The 17,922-nt window shown below is 41.4% G+C and carries 16 protein-coding genes; 12 read left to right on the forward strand and 4 right to left on the reverse strand.

Annotated elements, in window-relative coordinates; all coding sequences use genetic code 11:
* Positions 1 to 19 precede the first annotated feature (19 nt).
* The 8 genes from FFF34_006770 to FFF34_006805 all read left to right on the forward strand — a co-directional run bounded on the left by FFF34_006770 (position 20) and on the right by FFF34_006805 (position 9,510).
* Complete coding sequence (locus FFF34_006770; protein ID TSD67090.1) at positions 20 to 928, forward strand: hypothetical protein; 909 nt, start codon at positions 20 to 22, stop codon at positions 926 to 928.
* Between the two features lie 117 nt (positions 929 to 1,045).
* Positions 1,046 to 2,539 carry a POT family MFS transporter gene (locus FFF34_006775; protein TSD67091.1) on the forward strand — a complete coding sequence of 498 codons (1,494 nt, stop codon included), beginning with the start codon at positions 1,046 to 1,048 and terminating at the stop codon, positions 2,537 to 2,539.
* A 118-nt stretch (positions 2,540 to 2,657) separates the two neighbouring features.
* Positions 2,658 to 3,389, forward strand: a complete 732-nt coding sequence (locus FFF34_006780; GenBank protein TSD67092.1) for a polyprenol monophosphomannose synthase — start codon at positions 2,658 to 2,660, stop codon at positions 3,387 to 3,389.
* An 83-nt stretch (positions 3,390 to 3,472) separates the two neighbouring features.
* Positions 3,473 to 4,495, forward strand: coding sequence for a Holliday junction branch migration DNA helicase RuvB (gene ruvB, locus FFF34_006785; GenBank protein TSD67093.1), 1,023 nt, complete (start codon positions 3,473 to 3,475; stop codon positions 4,493 to 4,495).
* 25 nt (positions 4,496 to 4,520) lie between these two features.
* Positions 4,521 to 6,800: a glycoside hydrolase family 92 protein gene (locus FFF34_006790; GenBank protein TSD67094.1), complete on the forward strand. Its 2,280-nt coding sequence runs from the start codon at positions 4,521 to 4,523 to the stop codon at positions 6,798 to 6,800.
* A gap of 7 nt (positions 6,801 to 6,807) precedes the next feature.
* Entirely contained in the window at positions 6,808 to 7,956 is a 1,149-nt protein-coding gene (locus FFF34_006795) for a Gfo/Idh/MocA family oxidoreductase (GenBank protein TSD67095.1), read from the forward strand.
* Positions 7,957 to 8,049: 93 nt separating this feature from the next.
* Entirely contained in the window at positions 8,050 to 8,952 is a 903-nt protein-coding gene (locus tag FFF34_006800; GenBank protein ID TSD67096.1) for a polysaccharide deacetylase family protein, read from the forward strand.
* A gap of 84 nt (positions 8,953 to 9,036) precedes the next feature.
* Positions 9,037 to 9,510 carry a hypothetical protein gene (locus FFF34_006805; protein ID TSD67097.1) on the forward strand — a complete coding sequence of 158 codons (474 nt, stop codon included), beginning with the start codon at positions 9,037 to 9,039 and terminating at the stop codon, positions 9,508 to 9,510.
* A gap of 36 nt (positions 9,511 to 9,546) precedes the next feature.
* On the opposite strand, the gene FFF34_006810 is transcribed toward FFF34_006805, so the two are convergent.
* Positions 9,547 to 9,780: a hypothetical protein gene (locus tag FFF34_006810; GenBank protein TSD67098.1), complete on the reverse strand. Its 234-nt coding sequence runs from the start codon at positions 9,778 to 9,780 to the stop codon at positions 9,547 to 9,549.
* Between the two features lie 11 nt (positions 9,781 to 9,791).
* Positions 9,792 to 10,178, reverse strand: coding sequence for an STAS/SEC14 domain-containing protein (locus FFF34_006815; GenBank protein TSD67099.1), 387 nt, complete (start codon positions 10,176 to 10,178; stop codon positions 9,792 to 9,794).
* Positions 10,179 to 10,443: 265 nt separating this feature from the next.
* Between FFF34_006815 and queG the strand changes: the two genes are divergently transcribed.
* The gene (queG, locus tag FFF34_006820; GenBank protein ID TSD67100.1) at positions 10,444 to 11,382 is read left to right on the forward strand and encodes a tRNA epoxyqueuosine(34) reductase QueG; all 939 of its coding nucleotides are present in this window, start codon (positions 10,444 to 10,446) and stop codon (positions 11,380 to 11,382) included.
* A 10-nt stretch (positions 11,383 to 11,392) separates the two neighbouring features.
* Here the strand turns inward: queG and FFF34_006825 are convergent, their stop codons facing one another.
* Complete coding sequence (locus FFF34_006825; GenBank protein ID TSD67101.1) at positions 11,393 to 12,415, reverse strand: 3'-5' exonuclease; 1,023 nt, start codon at positions 12,413 to 12,415, stop codon at positions 11,393 to 11,395.
* Positions 12,416 to 12,540: 125 nt separating this feature from the next.
* Here FFF34_006825 and FFF34_006830 point away from each other — a divergent pair, with 125 nt between their 5' ends.
* The 3 genes from FFF34_006830 to FFF34_006840 all read left to right on the forward strand — a co-directional run bounded on the left by FFF34_006830 (position 12,541) and on the right by FFF34_006840 (position 17,306).
* On the forward strand, positions 12,541 to 14,511 hold the full coding sequence (locus FFF34_006830; protein TSD67102.1) for a DUF3857 domain-containing protein: 1,971 nt from the start codon (positions 12,541 to 12,543) through the stop codon (positions 14,509 to 14,511).
* Positions 14,511 to 16,415, forward strand: coding sequence for a DUF3857 domain-containing protein (locus FFF34_006835; protein TSD67103.1), 1,905 nt, complete (start codon positions 14,511 to 14,513; stop codon positions 16,413 to 16,415). Before FFF34_006830 ends, FFF34_006835 begins: the two co-directional genes overlap by 1 nt.
* 150 nt (positions 16,416 to 16,565) lie before the next feature.
* Positions 16,566 to 17,306: a DUF1211 domain-containing protein gene (locus FFF34_006840; protein TSD67104.1), complete on the forward strand. Its 741-nt coding sequence runs from the start codon at positions 16,566 to 16,568 to the stop codon at positions 17,304 to 17,306.
* Between the two features lie 4 nt (positions 17,307 to 17,310).
* Here the strand turns inward: FFF34_006840 and FFF34_006845 are convergent, their stop codons facing one another.
* Complete coding sequence (locus FFF34_006845) at positions 17,311 to 17,895, reverse strand: glycoside hydrolase (GenBank protein ID TSD67105.1); 585 nt, start codon at positions 17,893 to 17,895, stop codon at positions 17,311 to 17,313.
* Positions 17,896 to 17,922 lie beyond the last annotated feature (27 nt).

Consider the following 17,922-nt stretch of genomic DNA (forward strand, 5'->3'; position numbering starts at 1 on the left):
ACATTTTCAAAAACGTTTAATGAAGGGTTTACTTTTAGCATTTTTCTGTCTGTTGGTTTATAGTGTGCCCTCGTTTGCACAGCATGCCGACGAATACAATTTAAAAACCCTTGGCGCCTACCAGGATAGCCTTGCATCATTAGGTAAAAAATTCATTAACGACCCCGACGACCTGGAGCGTAAAAACGCTAACTACAAATTCATAAAGCTATTAGTTGGCGCGCTACGCATGCCTAACTCCTTTAATTACCCCTTCGATTCGGTAAAAAGCGTAAGCATTATTAATGCACCAGATAACCGTTTTCGTGTATTTAGCTGGCACATCATGAACATGGATGGCAGCTACCGCTTTTACGGCACCATACAAATGAATACCGGCGGCAAGCTGTTAATGTACCCATTGGAAGATTATTCTCCCCTATTACAAAACCCCGAAGACTCGGTAACCGATAACCGTAAATGGTATGGTGCACAGTACTATAAAATATTAAGGGTTGACGCGCCAAAGCCCTACTACGTATTACTGGGCTGGAAAGGCAACAACGTAAAATCTACCAAAAAAGTGATCGAAGCATTATCCTTTAACCGTGATGATAAGCCGGTGTTAGGCATGCCCGTATTTGCCGGGAACAGCAAAACCCGTAACAGGGTAATTTTCCAGTACACCCGCCAGGCATCAATGCTGTTAAGATACGTGCCGGATCAGCATTTGATTGTGTTCGACCACCTGTCACCGCCCGATAAAAAGATGAAAGACCAGCCCGAAACATATGGGCCCGACTTAACTTATGATGGTTACCAGTTAAAAAACGGCAAATGGGTATATGTAGAAAATTTAGATATGCGCAACATCCCCGAAGACCGGGACGCAACCTATATCGACCCTAAGAAACAGTCACTTATTGATAAAGGCAGTTCACAAAATTAAACAAGTGGTAATGCCCGCCTAAGCCAGCATTACTATAAGTTATTGTAATAATTTCAGTATAAAAATTCGGATTAATTTAATTATAGTACTTTAGACAAAAAAACAGTTCACACTTATATGTCAGAAACCATACCATCAGCCGCTCCGGCAAAGCCAAAATCAAGATTCCCCAAGAGTGTCCCGTTTATTATCGGGAACGAAGCCGCAGAGCGCTTTAGTTTTTATGGAATGCGTTCTGTACTCACGCTGTTTTTAGTGAACCAATTTTTTAATCCTACTGATAATGCTGCGTTAACCGACCAGGCTAATGCGCATGCTAATAAGCTGCACCATCTGTTTGTGATGGTGGCCTATGCTTTGCCATTTGTAGGCGGCATGATAGCCGACTGGTTTACCGGCAAATACAAGCTTATTTTATATGTATCTATAATTTACTGCATCGGGCATTTAATGCTGGCAACGTTTGATGGTGGCCTAACTGGTTTTGAATTAGGTTTGCTTGTGGTTGCAATTGGCGCCGGCGGTATCAAATCATGTGTATCTGCTAACGTTGGCGATCAGTTTGATGCTACCAATCAGGACCTGCTTTCAAAAGTTTACGGCTGGTTCTATTTCAGTATCAATGCCGGCTCTATGATTTCAACCGTAGCTATCCCATGGACTTATGAGCACTTTGGGCCTAAATGGGCGTTCGGTATCCCCGGCTTATTGATGGCGCTGGCTACCATCATCTTCTTCTCGGGCCGTAAAAAATATGTAAAGGTGCCTCCGCAGGGCGTAAATCGTAATAACCTGGTTTTTATAACCTGGTATGCCATAACCCATTCAGGCAAAAAGCAACCGGGCCAGTCGTTACTTGATGTTGCTAAAGAAAGTTACGACCCTGAGCGTGTTGAAGGTGTTAAAGCCGTGTACCGGGTTATGTCGGTATTCTTTTTCGCGCTGGCATTTTGGGCTGTTTGGGATCAATGTTTATCTGAATGGACGCTGTATGCCGAAAAAATGGATCGTGTCATCAACCTTGGTTTTACCAAATTCACCATATATCCTGGTCAGTTGTCAACCTTTAACACCGTATTCCTGCTCCTGTTTATCCCGCTGTTTAACTATGTAATATATCCGTGGCTCGATAAACGGGGACTAAAAACAACACCCTTGCGCAGGCTTGGTACGGGGTTAGTGTTAACCGCTTTATCATTTGTGGTAATTGGCGTTATACACACCAGTCTTGATCATGGCGGTTCGCCATCCATTTGGTGGCAGGTACTGGCGTTTATGATATTATCAGCAGCCGAAGTTTTGGTATCTATTACCGGTTTAGAGTATGCTTATACCCATTCGCCAAAATCAATGAAAAGCACCATGACCGGTATATGGTTCCTGGTGGTATCGTTTGGCAACCTGATAACAGCCTCTGTTAACGGGCTTATTGAAGGTGGCGGCTGGTGGGCCACAAACTTAAAAGGTGCCAATTACGAATGGTTCTTTGTAGCCTTTATAGGTGTGTTTATAATTGCGTTCATGATTATTTCTCCGCGATTAAAAGAGCGGAACTACATTACCGACCCTTATATAGAAAACGAGGTTATTTCTGACACAAACAGGCTTTAAGCTAAACTAATTCATATGATAAGCAGGGAAGCACACCACTTTCCTGCTTTTTATTTTTAAGCCATATAAAATTAAATTATTTTAGCTGCGTTCTTTAAAAAAACCAAACTGCATATAAGTGCCTGATAGTATTGTTATTATTCCTACCTATAACGAAAAAGAGAATATCGAACGGATGATCCATAAGATATTTTCTTTAAATCACGATTTTCATCTGCTTGTAATAGATGACGGATCGCCTGATGGCACAGCAAACATTGTAAAACCGCTGCAAAAAGATTATTCCGAAAAATTATTTATTGTTGAACGCGGCGGCAAACAGGGCTTAGGCACAGCTTACATACATGGTTTTAAATGGGCTATCGACCATAAATACGACTACATCTTCGAGATGGATGCCGATTTCTCGCACAACCCCGACGACCTTTTAAGGCTTAGGCAGGCTTGTATCGACGGTGCCGACGCGGCGGTAGGCTCCCGCTATATAAAGGGTGTTAATGTGGTTAACTGGCCTATGAGCAGGGTGCTAATGAGCTACTTTGCATCGGTGTACGTGCGTTTTATAACGGGTATAAACATACAGGATTCTACAGCCGGTTTTATGTGTTACAAGCGCAAAGTGCTGGAGACTATACGGCTTAATAAAATAAAATTTGTTGGCTACGCCTTTCAGATAGAGATGAAATACACCACCATTAAGCATGGCTTTAATGTGGTAGAGATACCCATTATATTTACCGACCGCACGGCCGGCACCTCAAAAATGTCATCGGGTATTTTTAAGGAAGCGTTTATTGGGGTTATACAAATGAAGATCAACAGCATTTTTAGAAAGTACCCCGAAGGATAGTAACAAATTAATTGCATTTGTAGCCCGCACTTTCGTTTCGCCAAACTTCCGCACTTAAAAAAATAACACTAATTTCGCTGTTGATGAATGAAAATCTTGATCCGGAACGCGAAAGCCTCTCTCCTGCCGAACGGGACATCGAAAAAGTTTTACGCCCGCAGGCATTTGAAGATTTTACAGGTCAGCATAAAATTTTAGCTAACCTGCGCGTATTTGTGCAGGCGGCCCGCCAACGCGCCGAAGCACTGGATCATGTGCTACTGCACGGCCCTCCCGGCTTAGGGAAAACAACCCTATCGCACATCATCGCCAACGAAATGGGCGTTGGCATAAAAATAACATCGGGCCCTGTTTTGGATAAACCCGGCGACCTTGCCGGCCTGTTAACCAACCTGGAAACAGGCGACATACTTTTTATTGATGAAATACACCGTTTAAGCCCCCTGGTTGAAGAGTATTTATACTCGGCAATGGAGGATTTTAAAATAGATATAATGCTGGAGAGCGGCCCAAATGCCCGTTCGGTGCAAATATCACTTAACCCTTTTACCCTGGTAGGCGCTACCACACGGTCTGGCCTGCTTACCGCGCCCTTAAGGGCAAGGTTTGGTATAAACAGCCGCCTGGAGTATTATGATGCCAAACTGCTAACCACAATTGTACTGCGCTCGGCATCTATATTAAAAACGCCTATAAGCGACGAGGGCGCTTATGAAATTGCACGCCGCAGCCGTGGCACCCCTCGCATAGCCAACGCACTGCTGCGCCGCACACGCGATTTTGCCCAGATAAAAGGCGATGGCCGTATTGATACCGCTATAGCCCAATATGCCCTTAACGCATTAAACGTTGATGAACACGGCCTGGACGAGATGGACAATAAAATACTCACTACCATTATTGATAAGTTTAAAGGCGGCCCTGTAGGCCTAAAAACCATTGCTACTGCCGTAGGCGAAGATGAAGGTACAATTGAAGAAGTTTACGAACCTTTTTTGATACAGGAAGGTTTTTTAATGCGTACCGCCCGCGGCCGCGAAGCTACCGAAAGTGCTTACAGGCACTTGGGCAAAATAAAATTAGGCGGCAATCCATCATTGTTTTAAAAACTACACTACTACAAATACACCAATGAAAAAACTCTTATTATTAATTACCCTTGCTTTTTCTTTAAACTCGTTTGCACAAAAGGTTGGCAAAATAGCCGACCCGGTGGAATGGATAAACCCTTTAATGGGCACGCAATCTAAATACGACCTAAGTAATGGTAATACCTACCCGGCCATTGCACTGCCCTGGGGAATGAACTTTTGGACACCGCAAACCGGTAAAATGGGCGACGGGTGGCAATACACCTACGATGCTTATAAAATAAACGGCTTTAAACAAACCCACCAGCCATCGCCATGGATGAACGATTACGGGCAGTTTGCCATAATGCCGATAACCGGCAAATTAAAGGTATCGCAATATGGCCGCGCCAGCTGGTTTTCGCACAAGGCTGAGGTGGCTAAACCTTATTATTACAGCGTTTACCTGGCCGACCATGATATTACAACCGAGATTACCCCTACCGAGCGCAGTGCCCAGTTTAGATTCACGTATCCAAAAACAGATAGCTCGTACATTGTAATTGATGCGTTCGATCGCGGATCGTATATTAAGGTAATACCCGGCGAAAAAAAGATAGTGGGTTACTCTACTAAATACGCGCGAGGTCCGTTAAAAAACTTTAAAAACTACTTTGTTATTTATGTAGATAAGCCAATTACCCTGGCCCAGGTTTACAGCGACAGCACTTTAAATGATGGCCTTGAACTATCGGCTAAGCATGCCAGTGCCGTTATTGGTTTTAAAACACAACAAGGCGAGCGTGTACATTTGCGCGTAGCCTCATCTTTCATCAGTATTGAGCAGGCCGAGGTAAGCTTACAGCGCGAGGTAGGCAATGATAGCTTTGATGCCACCGAAACAAAAGCCAAAGCGGTATGGAACAAAACGCTCAGCCGCTTAGCCGTTGAGGGTGGTTCGGTAGATCAGACACGTACATTTTACTCATGCTTATACCGCATGCTGTTTTTTCCAAACAAAATGTACGAGGTAGATGCTAAAGGTAAAATAATGCACTACAGTGCCCAAAACGGACAGATACTGCCGGGCTATAAATTTGCCGGCACAGGATTTTGGGATACCTTTAGGGCCTTATACCCCTTCCTTAACCTGGTTTATCCATCTATAAACAAAGAAATGCAGGAAGGCCTTATAAACGATTATAAAGAAGGCGGCTGGTTGCCCGAGTGGAGCAGCCCCGGCTATTCTGACGTAATGGTGGGTAACAACTCCGCATCCGTAGTGGCCGATGCTTACCTAAAAGGCGGCCGCGGTTATGATATCAATAAGCTTTACGAAGCACTGGTACATGGCGCCAATAACGATGGGCCTGCAGCTACCGGCCGCGATGGTGTGCAATACTATAACGATTTAGGCTACGTACCATACGATGTTAAAATAAACGAGAACGCCGCACGTACGCTGGAGTATGCCTTTGATGATTTTAGCATATATAAATTAGGTAAAGCCTTGGGCAAACCGGCATCAGAAACCGATGTGTATAAAAAACGCAGCATGAACTATAAAAACCTGTTCGACCCATCAACAGGCTGGATGCGTGGTAAAAATAAAGACGGCAAATTTCAAAGTCCTTTTAGTCCGTATAAATGGGGCGATGCCTTTACCGAGGGTAACAGCCTGCACTATACCTGGAGCGTTTTTCATGATATACAGGGTTTAATTGATCTGATGGGCGGCAAACCAAAATTTGTAGCCAAACTGGATTCGATATGGACCTTACCGCCAATATTTGACGATAGCTATTATGGCGAAGTGATACATGAGATTAGAGAAATGCAAATAGCGGGCATGGGCCAGTATGCGCATGGCAACCAGCCTATACAGCACATGATCTATCTGTATAATTACGCCGGCCAGCCATGGAAAACACAACTACATGTGCGCGATGTAATGAACAAATTGTACAAAGCTACACCTGATGGCTATTGCGGCGACGAGGATAACGGCCAAACATCAGCCTGGTATATATTTTCGGCAATGGGTTTTTACCCGGTATGTCCCGGCAGTAACCAGTATGTAATAGGTGCGCCGCTGTTCAGCAAAGTTACCGTAACCCTTGAGAACGGAAAGCAGGTTGTAATTAACGCGCCAAACAATAGCGCCGCAAATAAATACGTTAATACTTTAACAGTAAATGGCAAACCATACGATTATAACTGGTTAAGCCATACCGCGCTGTTGCAGGGTAGCGTGCTTAATTTTAACATGTCGGCACAGCCTAATAAATTACGTGGCACAAAACCGCAGGATGTTCCTTATTCATTATCAACCGAGAAATAGCACACCAATGAGATATATAAAGGCTATTGTATGCCTGTTATTGATTTCGGGCAAATTAGTTGCGCAAACTACACCTGTTGCAAAACCGGCTACAGCGGCTCCGGCTGCTGCTACCGTTGCTGTAGCGCCCGTTGTACAATTAAGCACTTTAAAGCTGGGTGTAGCAGGTTTATCGCATGACCATGTGCACAATATCCTTAACGATTACAAAGAAGGGAAAGTTATTATTGTGGGTATTGCCGAGCCTGATAAGCAACTGCGCGACAGGTATCAAAAACAATATAACCTGCCCGATTCTATCCTGTTTGATGATCTGAAAAAGATGGTAACCGCAAAAAAGCCGCAAGCGGTTTTGGGTTACAACGCGGTTGCCAAACATATTGATATTGTAGAAATTTGCGCCCCTTTAGGTATATCGGTAATGGTAGAAAAACCATTGGCGGCCACCCTTGCACAAGCTAAAAGGATGGAGTTTTTAGCACTTAAATACTACATAAAACTGCTTACCAATTACGAAACCACCTGGTACCCATCATACGAACATGTATACAACGTGGCTGCTAAGGATAGCATAGGCCAGATAAGGAAGATGGTGGTGCACGACGGGCACCAGGGGCCAAAAGAGATAGGCTGCAGTAAAGAGTTTGTTAGCTGGCTAACCGACCCCGACCTGAATGGTGGTGGTGCCATAATGGATTTTGGCTGCTACGGCGCCGATTTGATGACCTGGTTAATGGAAGGGCAAAAGCCAATTGCCGTTACTGCTGTTACCCGGCATTATAAACTACAAACCTACCCTAAGGTAGACGATGACGCAACCATAATTATTGAATACCCAACGGCTACGGGTATTATTGAAGCATCGTGGAACTGGCCATTCTCCATTAAGGATCTGGAAGTTTTTGGTGATGAAGGTTATTTGCATGCTTTGGATAAAGACAACGTTGTGTTCAGGCTTAAAGATAGCTCAACCACCGTTAAAGCGGCACCGCTAACACAACCATCAGATAACCCGTCAACCTACCTGCAAGCTGTTATGCAAAACAGGCTTTTAGGTATTACCGATAGGTCGTCGTTAAAGTATAATATGATAGTAATGGCGATATTAGATGCCGCTAAAAGATCAGTTGCCGAAGGCAAACGCATTGTATTGTAATTACAGCAACAATAATTTATCCGCTAATTAATATATACTATAATTAATCCTATTTTAGCCCTCCTTAAATACATACATCCATCCAAACACAATATGTTAAAACAATTTATTACAGTATTATCCTTTTGCACCCTGGGCATCGTTTCTTGCCAATCAAAACCAGCCGCTAACCAGGAAAAAAAGGGCGATTCGGTTGCTACTACGTCCGATTCGCCTGTTGCTAAATTATCCACCGGACCTATTGATAAGGCAGCTGTAATGGCGCGTAAACAGGTGCCTATTGTTTGCTATCACCAAATACGCGACTGGAAGGCCACCGACTCTAAAAACGCTAAAGATTATATTGTACAAATTGCCGCTTTTAAAGAGCATATAAAAATGCTTGCCGATAGCGGTTACCACACCATACTGCCCGACCAATTGTACAATTACCTTACAACTGGCGCGCCATTGCCAAAAAAACCCATCATGCTAACGTTTGATGATACCGACCTTGACCAGTTTACCATTGCTGCGCCTGAATTGAAAAAATACGGCTTTAAGGCGGTTTATTTTGTAATGACCGTATCTATTGGCCGCCCGCATTACATGACGGCCGACATGGTAAAAAAGCTATCTGACGATGGCAACGTGATTGGCAGCCATACCTGGGACCACCATCGCGTAGATAAATATTCGCACAACTCTAACTTAAAGATAATAGGTAAAAATGGTAAAATAACTAACAGGCCTGTTGACGATTGGGTTACCCAAATAGATAAACCAACCAAAAAGCTGGAAGAAATTACCGGCAAAAAAATAAACTACTTTGCATACCCCTTTGGCATATGGAAAAAGCCTGTACTGCCCGAGATACAAAATAAAGGGTTCAGGATAGCTTTCCAATTGGCTGATAAACGCGACCCCGATTATCCGTTAATGACGGTTAGGCGCATTTTAGACAGCGGCTACTGGAGCACCAAAACCTTTGGCAACTCGGTTAGGAACAGCTTCTAAAAAACAACAAAGCATAAATAAAATGGCCCTCCTTTGAATTACGAAAGAGGGCCATTTTATTTAATTATCTTTTTATATTTAACCATGATTTTTAGATACCCTGCCCCTATCATTCTGTTTATTGTTTTGTTTTGCGCGGCTTGCCAAAGTAAAAAAGCAGATACCACCACAACTGATATTGCCACACGGTCGCAGGCACTCATTACCGAGCATTTTAAATTGATGAACGAGCACGAGCTAAAATCATTATCGGCACAATATGCACCCAAGGCACGCATATCAACTGCCGAGTGGAAGGGAGTTACCACAGGCCCGTCAGGCGCCGATCAGATATTCCATTTAGAGTTTTATGTATCACCGGATGCCAAATACCTGGTAGATAATATGATAGTTAAAGATTCGACGGTGATAGTGGAGTACGATGTAATAGGCTTAAAGGATAAAGCTAACGGCGTAAGGTTTGATTTGCGCAAAGCCGGCATATTTAAAACCGACGGCACTTTAATACTCAGCGAAGCCACCTACGCCAACCCGCTATTTTACCACAACGGTAACTAAGAAGCCTTCCCGGTTTTAAGGGAAGGCTTTTGCTTACTATAAATTTTCTCCGGCAGGCCCCTGCCCTTTGTTGGAGGAGTTTTCGCCAGTTGAGGTATCCTCTTCAGGTGTTTCACTTTCGGGCACAACTGTGGGTACTTTCTCAGCCAGATCCTTGTCGTTTACATCCTGCTTAAGCGTGTCGTTATTTACGTTGGCAATATTGCCTTCTGTGTCATGATTCTGACCTTGGCCATTGGCACGGTCAAATCCTTCGGGTTTATTTTCCATAGGTGTTATTTTTATTTATTTATGGTCTCTTCATCTTTTTCGGTTACCCATTTAACGGCCTCTTCCAGTTTATCAAGCGTAAATCCTTTTGATTTACCTGGTATAAATACCCTAAAGGCATCTGAAAACCACTCTACGCTTTTTTGGTCGGTAACTACCGCTATTTTGTTCCATTTGGTAAAGTTTTTCAATCCTACCTTAAGGTCGCTCCACCACGCACCTACTGTAAAGTTTTTAACGTCGGTTTCTAATACCAACAGGTAGTTAATCTCGCCCTGGCGCTTTATCAGTTCATCAATACGGGGCATTAAAACGGTTTCCATATCTTCCTTCGTCACCTCGCCAATCGCATGTATCCCCACCACATGTGGCTCCAGGTTGTTTATGAATTGTAGCATAATTTAGTTTTACATAACAGTACCAAAAGCCATACCATTTTTTAATGGTATGGGCAATGCCGTCACAAAAAACAGTAGTGAATAATTATCTTTGTCATGGCCACATCAATTTGGCTTTAAAGCTCGTTTTTGCAACATACATCTTGTTTATATCGAAAATAATATTATATTAGTAAGCAGCACAAGTGCAAAAAAGTGGAAAAAATTACGCTTGAAGTGAAAAAAACTGGAATACTTTACAGCGGGACGAACAAAGTATAAACACATGCAGCAAAACCTGTCGGCATATTCTCAACTCATAAAAACCGAGGCCAAAAACCTGGGCTTTTTGTTTTGCGGCATAGCCAAAGCCGGGTTTTTAGAAGAAGAAGCCCCCCGCCTTGAAGCATGGTTAAACAAAGGTATGCACGGCGAGATGCAGTACATGGAAAACCACTTTGACAAGCGCCTTGATCCGCGTTTGTTGGTAGACGGGGCAAAGTCGGTAATATCATTGGGCCTTAACTATTACACCAACCAAACACAGCTTGATCCATTTGCACCAAAGCTATCCAAATATGCATATGGTACTGATTACCATTTTGTTATTAAGGATAAACTAAAGCAACTATTAGCCATTATAAACCAAAAAATTGGCGAGGTTGGTGGCCGAGCATTTGTAGATTCGGCCCCGGTACTTGATAAGGCATGGGCAAAAAAAGCCGGCCTGGGCTGGGTAGGAAAAAACACCAACCTGATAAGTAAAAAGGCAGGATCGTTCTTTTTTTTAGCCGAATTGATAGTAGATATCGAGCTACAGTACGATTTAGAACCCACCGCCGACCATTGCGGCGATTGCACACGCTGCATTGATGCCTGCCCCACCGACGCCATTGTTGGCCCTTACATAGTAGATGGCAGCCGGTGCATATCCTACCTCACCATTGAGCTAAAAAACGAGATACCGCAGGAGTTTAAAGGTAAAATGGACAACTGGATGTTTGGCTGCGACATTTGCCAGGATGTTTGCCCGTGGAATAGGTTCTCGGTACTGCACAATCAACCGGCCTTTCAACCACACCCCGACCTTCATGGCCTAAAAAAGCAGGATTGGGAAGATATTACTACTGATGTATTCAATAAGGTTTTTAAAAATTCAGCTGTAAAACGTACAAAACTCGATGGATTAAAAAGGAACATCGAGTTTCTTCGCAACACCGAGTAGCTAACCTAACCTACTGTTTCTTAAACTTCATGGCCAGTTGCTGTAGCATATCGTCGTCAACCGGCTTTGCGGGTTCTTCTTTCTTTTTGTACTGATTGTTTATTTGCGGGCTGCTCTTAGGGCTGTTGTTTTGAAACGACGGTTTTGCATTTTCAGGCTTTGCGGCTGGTGCCTGGCCGGCGCCTTGTTGCTGCGCTACAGGCCTTGATTGCTGCCTCTCAGCCACTTTTTTAGCATTCCAGCGTTTGTATATCTCTTCCAGTTTACGCTTGGTATATAGCGGGAAATCGCCCTGCATCATCCACGAGTAGTAGCTGGGTTCAACGTTTAATACATCCTCTACCCTTTTACCTTTGTGCTTACCAAAGTTTATCAATTCTTCGCCCTGCTCGTTGTAAACCATTCGTCCGGCAAAATCAACGGGGCGGCTTAGGTTTGTAAATTTGTGCAGTGCTTCAACGTCACCCACAACCGGGATACTTTTGTTGCCTTTTTTATCTTCCCACTCTATATTTTCATAACGCTCTATTTGTGCCAAAAGCACCTCCATTGTAGCGCGGGTATCAGCCTCGGCCGAGTGGGCGTTTATAATTTGCTTATCACAATAAAACTGGTAGGCAGCCTTCAGTGTGCGCTGCTCCATTTGGTGAAATATGTTTTGTACATCTACAAAATGGCGCTCATCCAGGTTAAAATCAATACCAGCACGTAAAAACTCCTCCATAAGCATGGGTATATCAAACTTGTTAGAGTTATAACCGGCTAAATCGCTCACATCTAAAAATTCGGCTATTTCTTTACCAAGCTCATGAAAACGCTTCTCATCTTTAACGTGCTCATCGTAAATACCATGCACTAACGATGATTCCAACGGGATAGGTATTCCTGGCTGTACCTTCCATGTTTTAACCTCCTCGGTACCATCAGGGTTTAGCTTTATGATAGATATTTCTACTATCCTATCGGCCCCAATATTGGTACCGGTAGTTTCAAGGTCAAAAAAAGCAAGCGGGCGTTTTAAGTTTAATTTCATTTTCTACAGATGAGCAACAATGATGCAAAGGTGGCAAAACTCTTAAAATTATCAACAGTGATTGCTATTTAAAATACCGGTATATTTTTTTAACTTCATGCCAACCTTATTACACTATTGATTTTATGAATAAAGCCATACTCCTGTTTTTGGTATTAACCTTTAGTACAACCAGTTTATTTGCTCAGGATTTCCCATATGGCACATGGAGCCAGGAAGAAATAAATTTAAAAAAATACGCCCCGGATACATCTGCACATGCCTTTGTTATTAATGATCATGGTTTAAGCCAATTTAATATAATGAGCGATGGATACACCCGTATTACGTTTGAAGCTCATATAAAAATTAAGATATTAGATGAAAAAGCCTTTAATAAAGGCACTGTTGAAATTCCATTTCATGAGGAAGGAAATTCAAGCGAAACTGTAACCGAAATAAAAGGCATAACAACTTACTTAGATGATAATGGCAATGTAAAAACAGCCGAATTAGATCCGCACAACGTATTTTTTGTTAAAAATAACAATTATTGGAGCACTGCTAAATTTACTATGCCTAATATGCGTAAAGGTTGTATTATTGAGTATCGTTACAAATTAACAACGCCTTATTGGGAGAGATTACCTAATTGGTATTTCCAGTCGGATATTCCTTCTAAATATTCAGAGTATGAAGTTCATATACCAGCTTTTTGGAACTATAACGCAAGTATAAGAGGCGAACTGCAATTAACAAAAAATACAACCGAAGTAGAAAAGGAATGTTATATAAATGGATCTGCAAAAGCCGATTGCTCATTGATAGTATTTGGAATGAGTAACATACCTGCTTTTACCGAGGAAGATTATATGGGTTCACCTAAAACCTATTTATCAGGCATATATTTTCAACTATCTGACTGGACTAACCCTTTTACCGGGGCAAAATCTAAGTATACTAAAGAATGGAAAGATGTAGACTATTCCTTTAAAAGATCTGATTACTTTGGAGCCCAATTAAGAAAAAAAGACATTTTCAAAGCCTCAATTGCTCCACTTATTGCAGGCAAGACCAACGATTTAGACAAAGCTAAAGCGGTATACAGTTATATTCAAAAAAGTATGCGTTATGATAACGTTAGGTCTATAAATTCGGAAAGCATACGAAAGGCTTTTGATAAGCATAGCGGAAACGTAGGTGATATTAATTTAGCATTAGTAAACGCATTAAATTATGCTGGTATAAACACCGAAGCCGTATTATTATCTACACTTGGCAACGGCATAATAAACCGTGTGTACCCAGTTACTGAAGATTTTGACTATGTAATTGCAAAAGCAACAATTGGTAGCGATACATACTTGTTGGATGCCACCGACCCTTTATTGCCTTTTGGTATGTTACCTCTAAATTGTTTTAACGACCAAGGCCGAGTAATGAGCCTTGATAAACCATCAGAATGGATAGATATTACACCTAAATACAAAAAATCCGTTACTACTACCCTTGATTTAACAATGGAAAGCACGGGTAAATTAAAGGGTACAATCACCACCTATTCTTATGGCTATGAAGGCTTAGAAAAAAGAAAGGCTATAAAAAAATTTAATACTACTGATGAATACATAGAAGATTTTGATGAAAAATTAATCAAAACACATATCCTAAAGTCAGAAATTATTAATCTGGATAGTTTAGATAAACCACTTGCCGAAAAATACGAGGTTGAAATTGATTTGTACGACAAGTTAAATAACAACATGGCATTTAATCCAATTATTTTAAACAGACTTATTAATAATCCTTTTAAATTAGCTACACGCACCTTTCCTGTTATAATGGGCGTTCCATCAGAAACCCGTTATATACTTACAATGCATTTACCCGCTAATTATTCAGTTACTAACGCTCCACAAACGGTGGCTATTAACTTGCCTAACAGAGGTGGGCAATACCTTAATGACTTTAAAAAAGAGGGAGATGTTTTTTATTATTCAAAAGTTATGCAGTTAAACAATGCCGTTTATATGCCCGAAGAATACCCCTATCTAAAGGAGTTTTATAACAAAGCGATAGCAGCCGAAAAGAGTGAAATAGTGATCAGGAAAAAATAATGAAACTTATATATATAACCCTATTTACATTACTGCTGCATAACTTTGCAAATGCACAACAAAACTATGATGTAAGCCTTATTCCGAAAGAGCTATTACCCTATGCCAGTGCGGTTGTGCGTAATAACGAGGTTGATATTATTGTAAATGATGATGATAACACCATATACCATGTTAAAACCGCTATAACCGTACTTAATAAAAATGGCGATGATATAGCACGCATTGTTTTATGGCATGATAAAAGCCGGATCATAAAATCTGTTAAAGGCCAAACCTACAATGAGTTTGGCAAACCAGTTGGTAAATTTTCTGAGCGCGACTTTCAGGATCAATCGGCTATTAACAGCTTTTCGTTATTTGAAGATACGCGGGTTAAACATTTTATCCCCTCTATAGGCGCCTATCCATATACTATAGAGTATGAATACGAGATAAAAACCAAGCAAACACTAAACTTTGACGATTGGCAGCCTGTTGATAACTATAACCTTGCAGTAGAAAAAAGCAAGTTTACATTTACCTGCAAACCCGACTTTAAAGTACGGTTCAAAGAAATCAATATCCCCGTTAAAAGCGTAATTGCTGCGGCAAATGGCTTAAAAACATATACATGGCAATTAAATAATTTGAAAGCTATACGGTATGAGCCCTATAGCCCTAATAATGATCAACTTTTCAGCTCGATAAAAATAGCTCCCGAAAGCTTTAAGTACGAGGGCATTAGCGGAACCTTTACCAACTGGAAACAATTAGGGCAATGGAACTATGATAAGCTTTTAGTAAAACGAAAGGAACTACCTGTTGAAACCATTCAGCACATGAAGCAACTAACCGCCGGCATTGCCGATACTAAATTAAAGGCGCAAAAAGTATATGAATATATGCAAAATAAAACCCGCTATATAAGTGTGCAAGTAGGCATAGGTGGTTATCAGCCGTTTTTAGCTGCGGATGTTGACCGTTTAAGTTATGGCGATTGTAAAGCGTTGGTTAACTACACCCAGGCGTTATTAAAAGCAGTTGATATCGACTCGTGGTATTGCGTTGTACAAGCGGGTGAGCGCAAAGTAAGCCTGATGAACGATTTTGCTACAATGAGCCAGGGTAATCATATAATTTTATGCCTCCCTTTAAAAAACGACACTACTTTCTTGGAATGCACCAGTCAAAAAATACCTTTTGGCTTTTTAGGCGATTTTACCTCCGACCGTACAATATTAGCCTGTACACCGCAAGGCGGCAAACTAATGCATACACCAAAATATGCGGCGCAAACCAATTTGCAATTGCGTAAGGCTGCATTTGTTATTGACAAAAGTGGTTTGCTGAATGGTGATATTACCACCACTTTTGAGGGAGAGCAGTACAATAACCAGGAAGAAATGGTTAACGAACCGTTTACAGAACAGGTAAAAGCTTTACAAAAAACCTATACTGCCATCAATAATCTTGATATTGAAAAATATGAACTTAGCCAGGATAAAAGCCTGCACCCTAAAACAACCGAGCATATTAAATTAAACGCAAGCGGATTTGCAAATATAGATAATAACAAATTTTACTTCTCTATAAACCCGCTAAACAGATCAGGTGCGGTTAGGGATATTCGTAACCGAAACACACCATTGTATATAAACTCCGGTTATACTGATGATGACGAGATAGCTTATACTATCCCCGAGGGTTATGCTACCGATATGATGCCACTTGATGTTTCTATAGAGAAACCATTTGGCACGTTTAAAGCCAGCATGATTTTAAACGGTAGTAAATTGATATTTAAGCGCCATATACAGGTAATAGATGGCACATATAATAAAGACCTATACCACGATTTTGTTGATTTTTACGACAAGGTAAAGGATGCTGATAACTACACGGTTACGCTTATAAAAAAGTGATCAGCTAAAAATTATGATACCTAATATAATACCTACTATCATTATCACATACAGCATTATCTCGGTACCGGCGAATTTCTTGTACTTTGTCCAGAACGAGTAATCGTTTTCTTGTTTTGACATATTGCAAAATTATATAATATATCAACTATGGATATAAAAGAAGAGGAAGAATTTAAGAAAGAGTTTCAGTTAGAACGGGTAGTGCTGTTCACTGATGCCGTTTTTGCCATTATACTTACCATAATGGTATTGGAAATTAAGCTCCCGGAGGGTATGCGTCATGCTGCCGAAGACCAGGTTAGGGAAGCATTTAAAGAAGTGCTTTTAAAATTTTTAGCTTATGTAATATCTTTTGGTTTGGTTGCCCGCTTTTGGGCTACCCATCTGCGTATTTTCAAATTTCTGAAGGATTACGACAGCAACCTTGTTAAACTAAATCTGGTGTTTTTATTTTGCGTATCCCTTTTTCCTTTCGCTATTTCGTTAATATCGGGCAACATCAGTCAAAAATTACCCGAGTATGCATGGGGATGGACAGTGTATACCATTGTTGTTTATTCCAGTTTTTTAACACAAGCATTATTATGCCGATATCTGTTAAAACATAAAGAAACACTATGCCTTAGATCGGCCCAAATGGAAACTGACTTTAAATGGAAGATACAGCAATTAAACATGGTTTTGCTACCCATTGTTATCGGCTGCACTGTAATCTTTAGTTATTTTGGCGTCCCCAACAATTACATGATCATACCGGTAGTTATATACGGTGTAACCATCGGCCGATTATCAAAAAAATGGTATCCAAAGAAAGATAATGGGCCGCTTTTGGCAAAGTTATTTAAAGCAATAAAGAAAAAACCGGTACCACCTAAACTCGAATCATAATAGTTTAGTTGCTTTGGGCGGATGTGGTATCCATTATGCTGCCGCCACGCGAAAAATATTGATAGATGCCATTATCGTGCAGGCGCACTATAATAACGCCCTTACGCGTGCTGGCATGTACTATGTAGCCGTTTTGCAGGTATACCCCCACATGGCTAAATTCTTTCCCGTCAAAGTCAAAGAATACCAGGTCACCCTCTTTCAGGTCTTCTTCATATTTCCGCTTTATCACACTTACCTGCATTGCACAGGTACGGGGTAACGTAGTATTAAACACTTCTGATTGCAGCGCCACTACCAGGCCCGAGCAATCTACCCCATCCTTATTAAGGCCGCCAAAGCGGTAGGGTGTGCCGTACCAATCGTCGATAAAACTATAAAGCTTTCCGTTTTTAATATCACTACGCTTCACGCCCATTATCTCGGCGTATTTTTCGGCAATTTCTCTTTTTGGTTTCTCTATTTCATAGGGGCGCTTTATAGCTACTGCCTGACCATTCGGGCCACGCACCGTATACTTTTTAGAATGGCAGGCCGAAAGAAAAATGACTAATAAGATAAGGCAAAGCCGTAGGTAGCGGTTTATCATGCTATAAAGATATAGGGTGATGATAAA

The organism is Inquilinus sp. KBS0705, assembly GCA_005938025.2.
In the GTDB taxonomy this organism is placed as follows: Bacteria; Bacteroidota; Bacteroidia; order Sphingobacteriales; family Sphingobacteriaceae; genus Mucilaginibacter.

What these genes read in the sequence shown, in the direction of transcription:
- FFF34_006770 (TSD67090.1), top strand. Translation starts at nt 20, where the DNA reads ATGAAGGGTTTACTTTTAGCATTTTTCTGTCTGTTGGTTTATAGTGTG.
- FFF34_006775 (TSD67091.1), top strand. Translation starts at nt 1,046, where the DNA reads ATGTCAGAAACCATACCATCAGCCGCTCCGGCAAAGCCAAAATCAAGA.
- ruvB (TSD67093.1), top strand. Translation starts at nt 3,473, where the DNA reads ATGAATGAAAATCTTGATCCGGAACGCGAAAGCCTCTCTCCTGCCGAA.
- FFF34_006790 (TSD67094.1), top strand. Translation starts at nt 4,521, where the DNA reads ATGAAAAAACTCTTATTATTAATTACCCTTGCTTTTTCTTTAAACTCG.
- FFF34_006795 (TSD67095.1), top strand. Translation starts at nt 6,808, where the DNA reads ATGAGATATATAAAGGCTATTGTATGCCTGTTATTGATTTCGGGCAAA.
- FFF34_006800 (TSD67096.1), top strand. Translation starts at nt 8,050, where the DNA reads ATGTTAAAACAATTTATTACAGTATTATCCTTTTGCACCCTGGGCATC.
- FFF34_006805 (TSD67097.1), top strand. Translation starts at nt 9,037, where the DNA reads ATGATTTTTAGATACCCTGCCCCTATCATTCTGTTTATTGTTTTGTTT.
- FFF34_006810 (TSD67098.1), bottom strand. Translation starts at nt 9,780, where the DNA reads ATGGAAAATAAACCCGAAGGATTTGACCGTGCCAATGGCCAAGGTCAG.
- FFF34_006815 (TSD67099.1), bottom strand. Translation starts at nt 10,178, where the DNA reads ATGCTACAATTCATAAACAACCTGGAGCCACATGTGGTGGGGATACAT.
- queG (TSD67100.1), top strand. Translation starts at nt 10,444, where the DNA reads ATGCAGCAAAACCTGTCGGCATATTCTCAACTCATAAAAACCGAGGCC.
- FFF34_006825 (TSD67101.1), bottom strand. Translation starts at nt 12,415, where the DNA reads ATGAAATTAAACTTAAAACGCCCGCTTGCTTTTTTTGACCTTGAAACT.
- FFF34_006830 (TSD67102.1), top strand. Translation starts at nt 12,541, where the DNA reads ATGAATAAAGCCATACTCCTGTTTTTGGTATTAACCTTTAGTACAACC.
- FFF34_006835 (TSD67103.1), top strand. Translation starts at nt 14,511, where the DNA reads ATGAAACTTATATATATAACCCTATTTACATTACTGCTGCATAACTTT.
- FFF34_006840 (TSD67104.1), top strand. Translation starts at nt 16,566, where the DNA reads ATGGATATAAAAGAAGAGGAAGAATTTAAGAAAGAGTTTCAGTTAGAA.
- FFF34_006845 (TSD67105.1), bottom strand. Translation starts at nt 17,895, where the DNA reads ATGATAAACCGCTACCTACGGCTTTGCCTTATCTTATTAGTCATTTTT.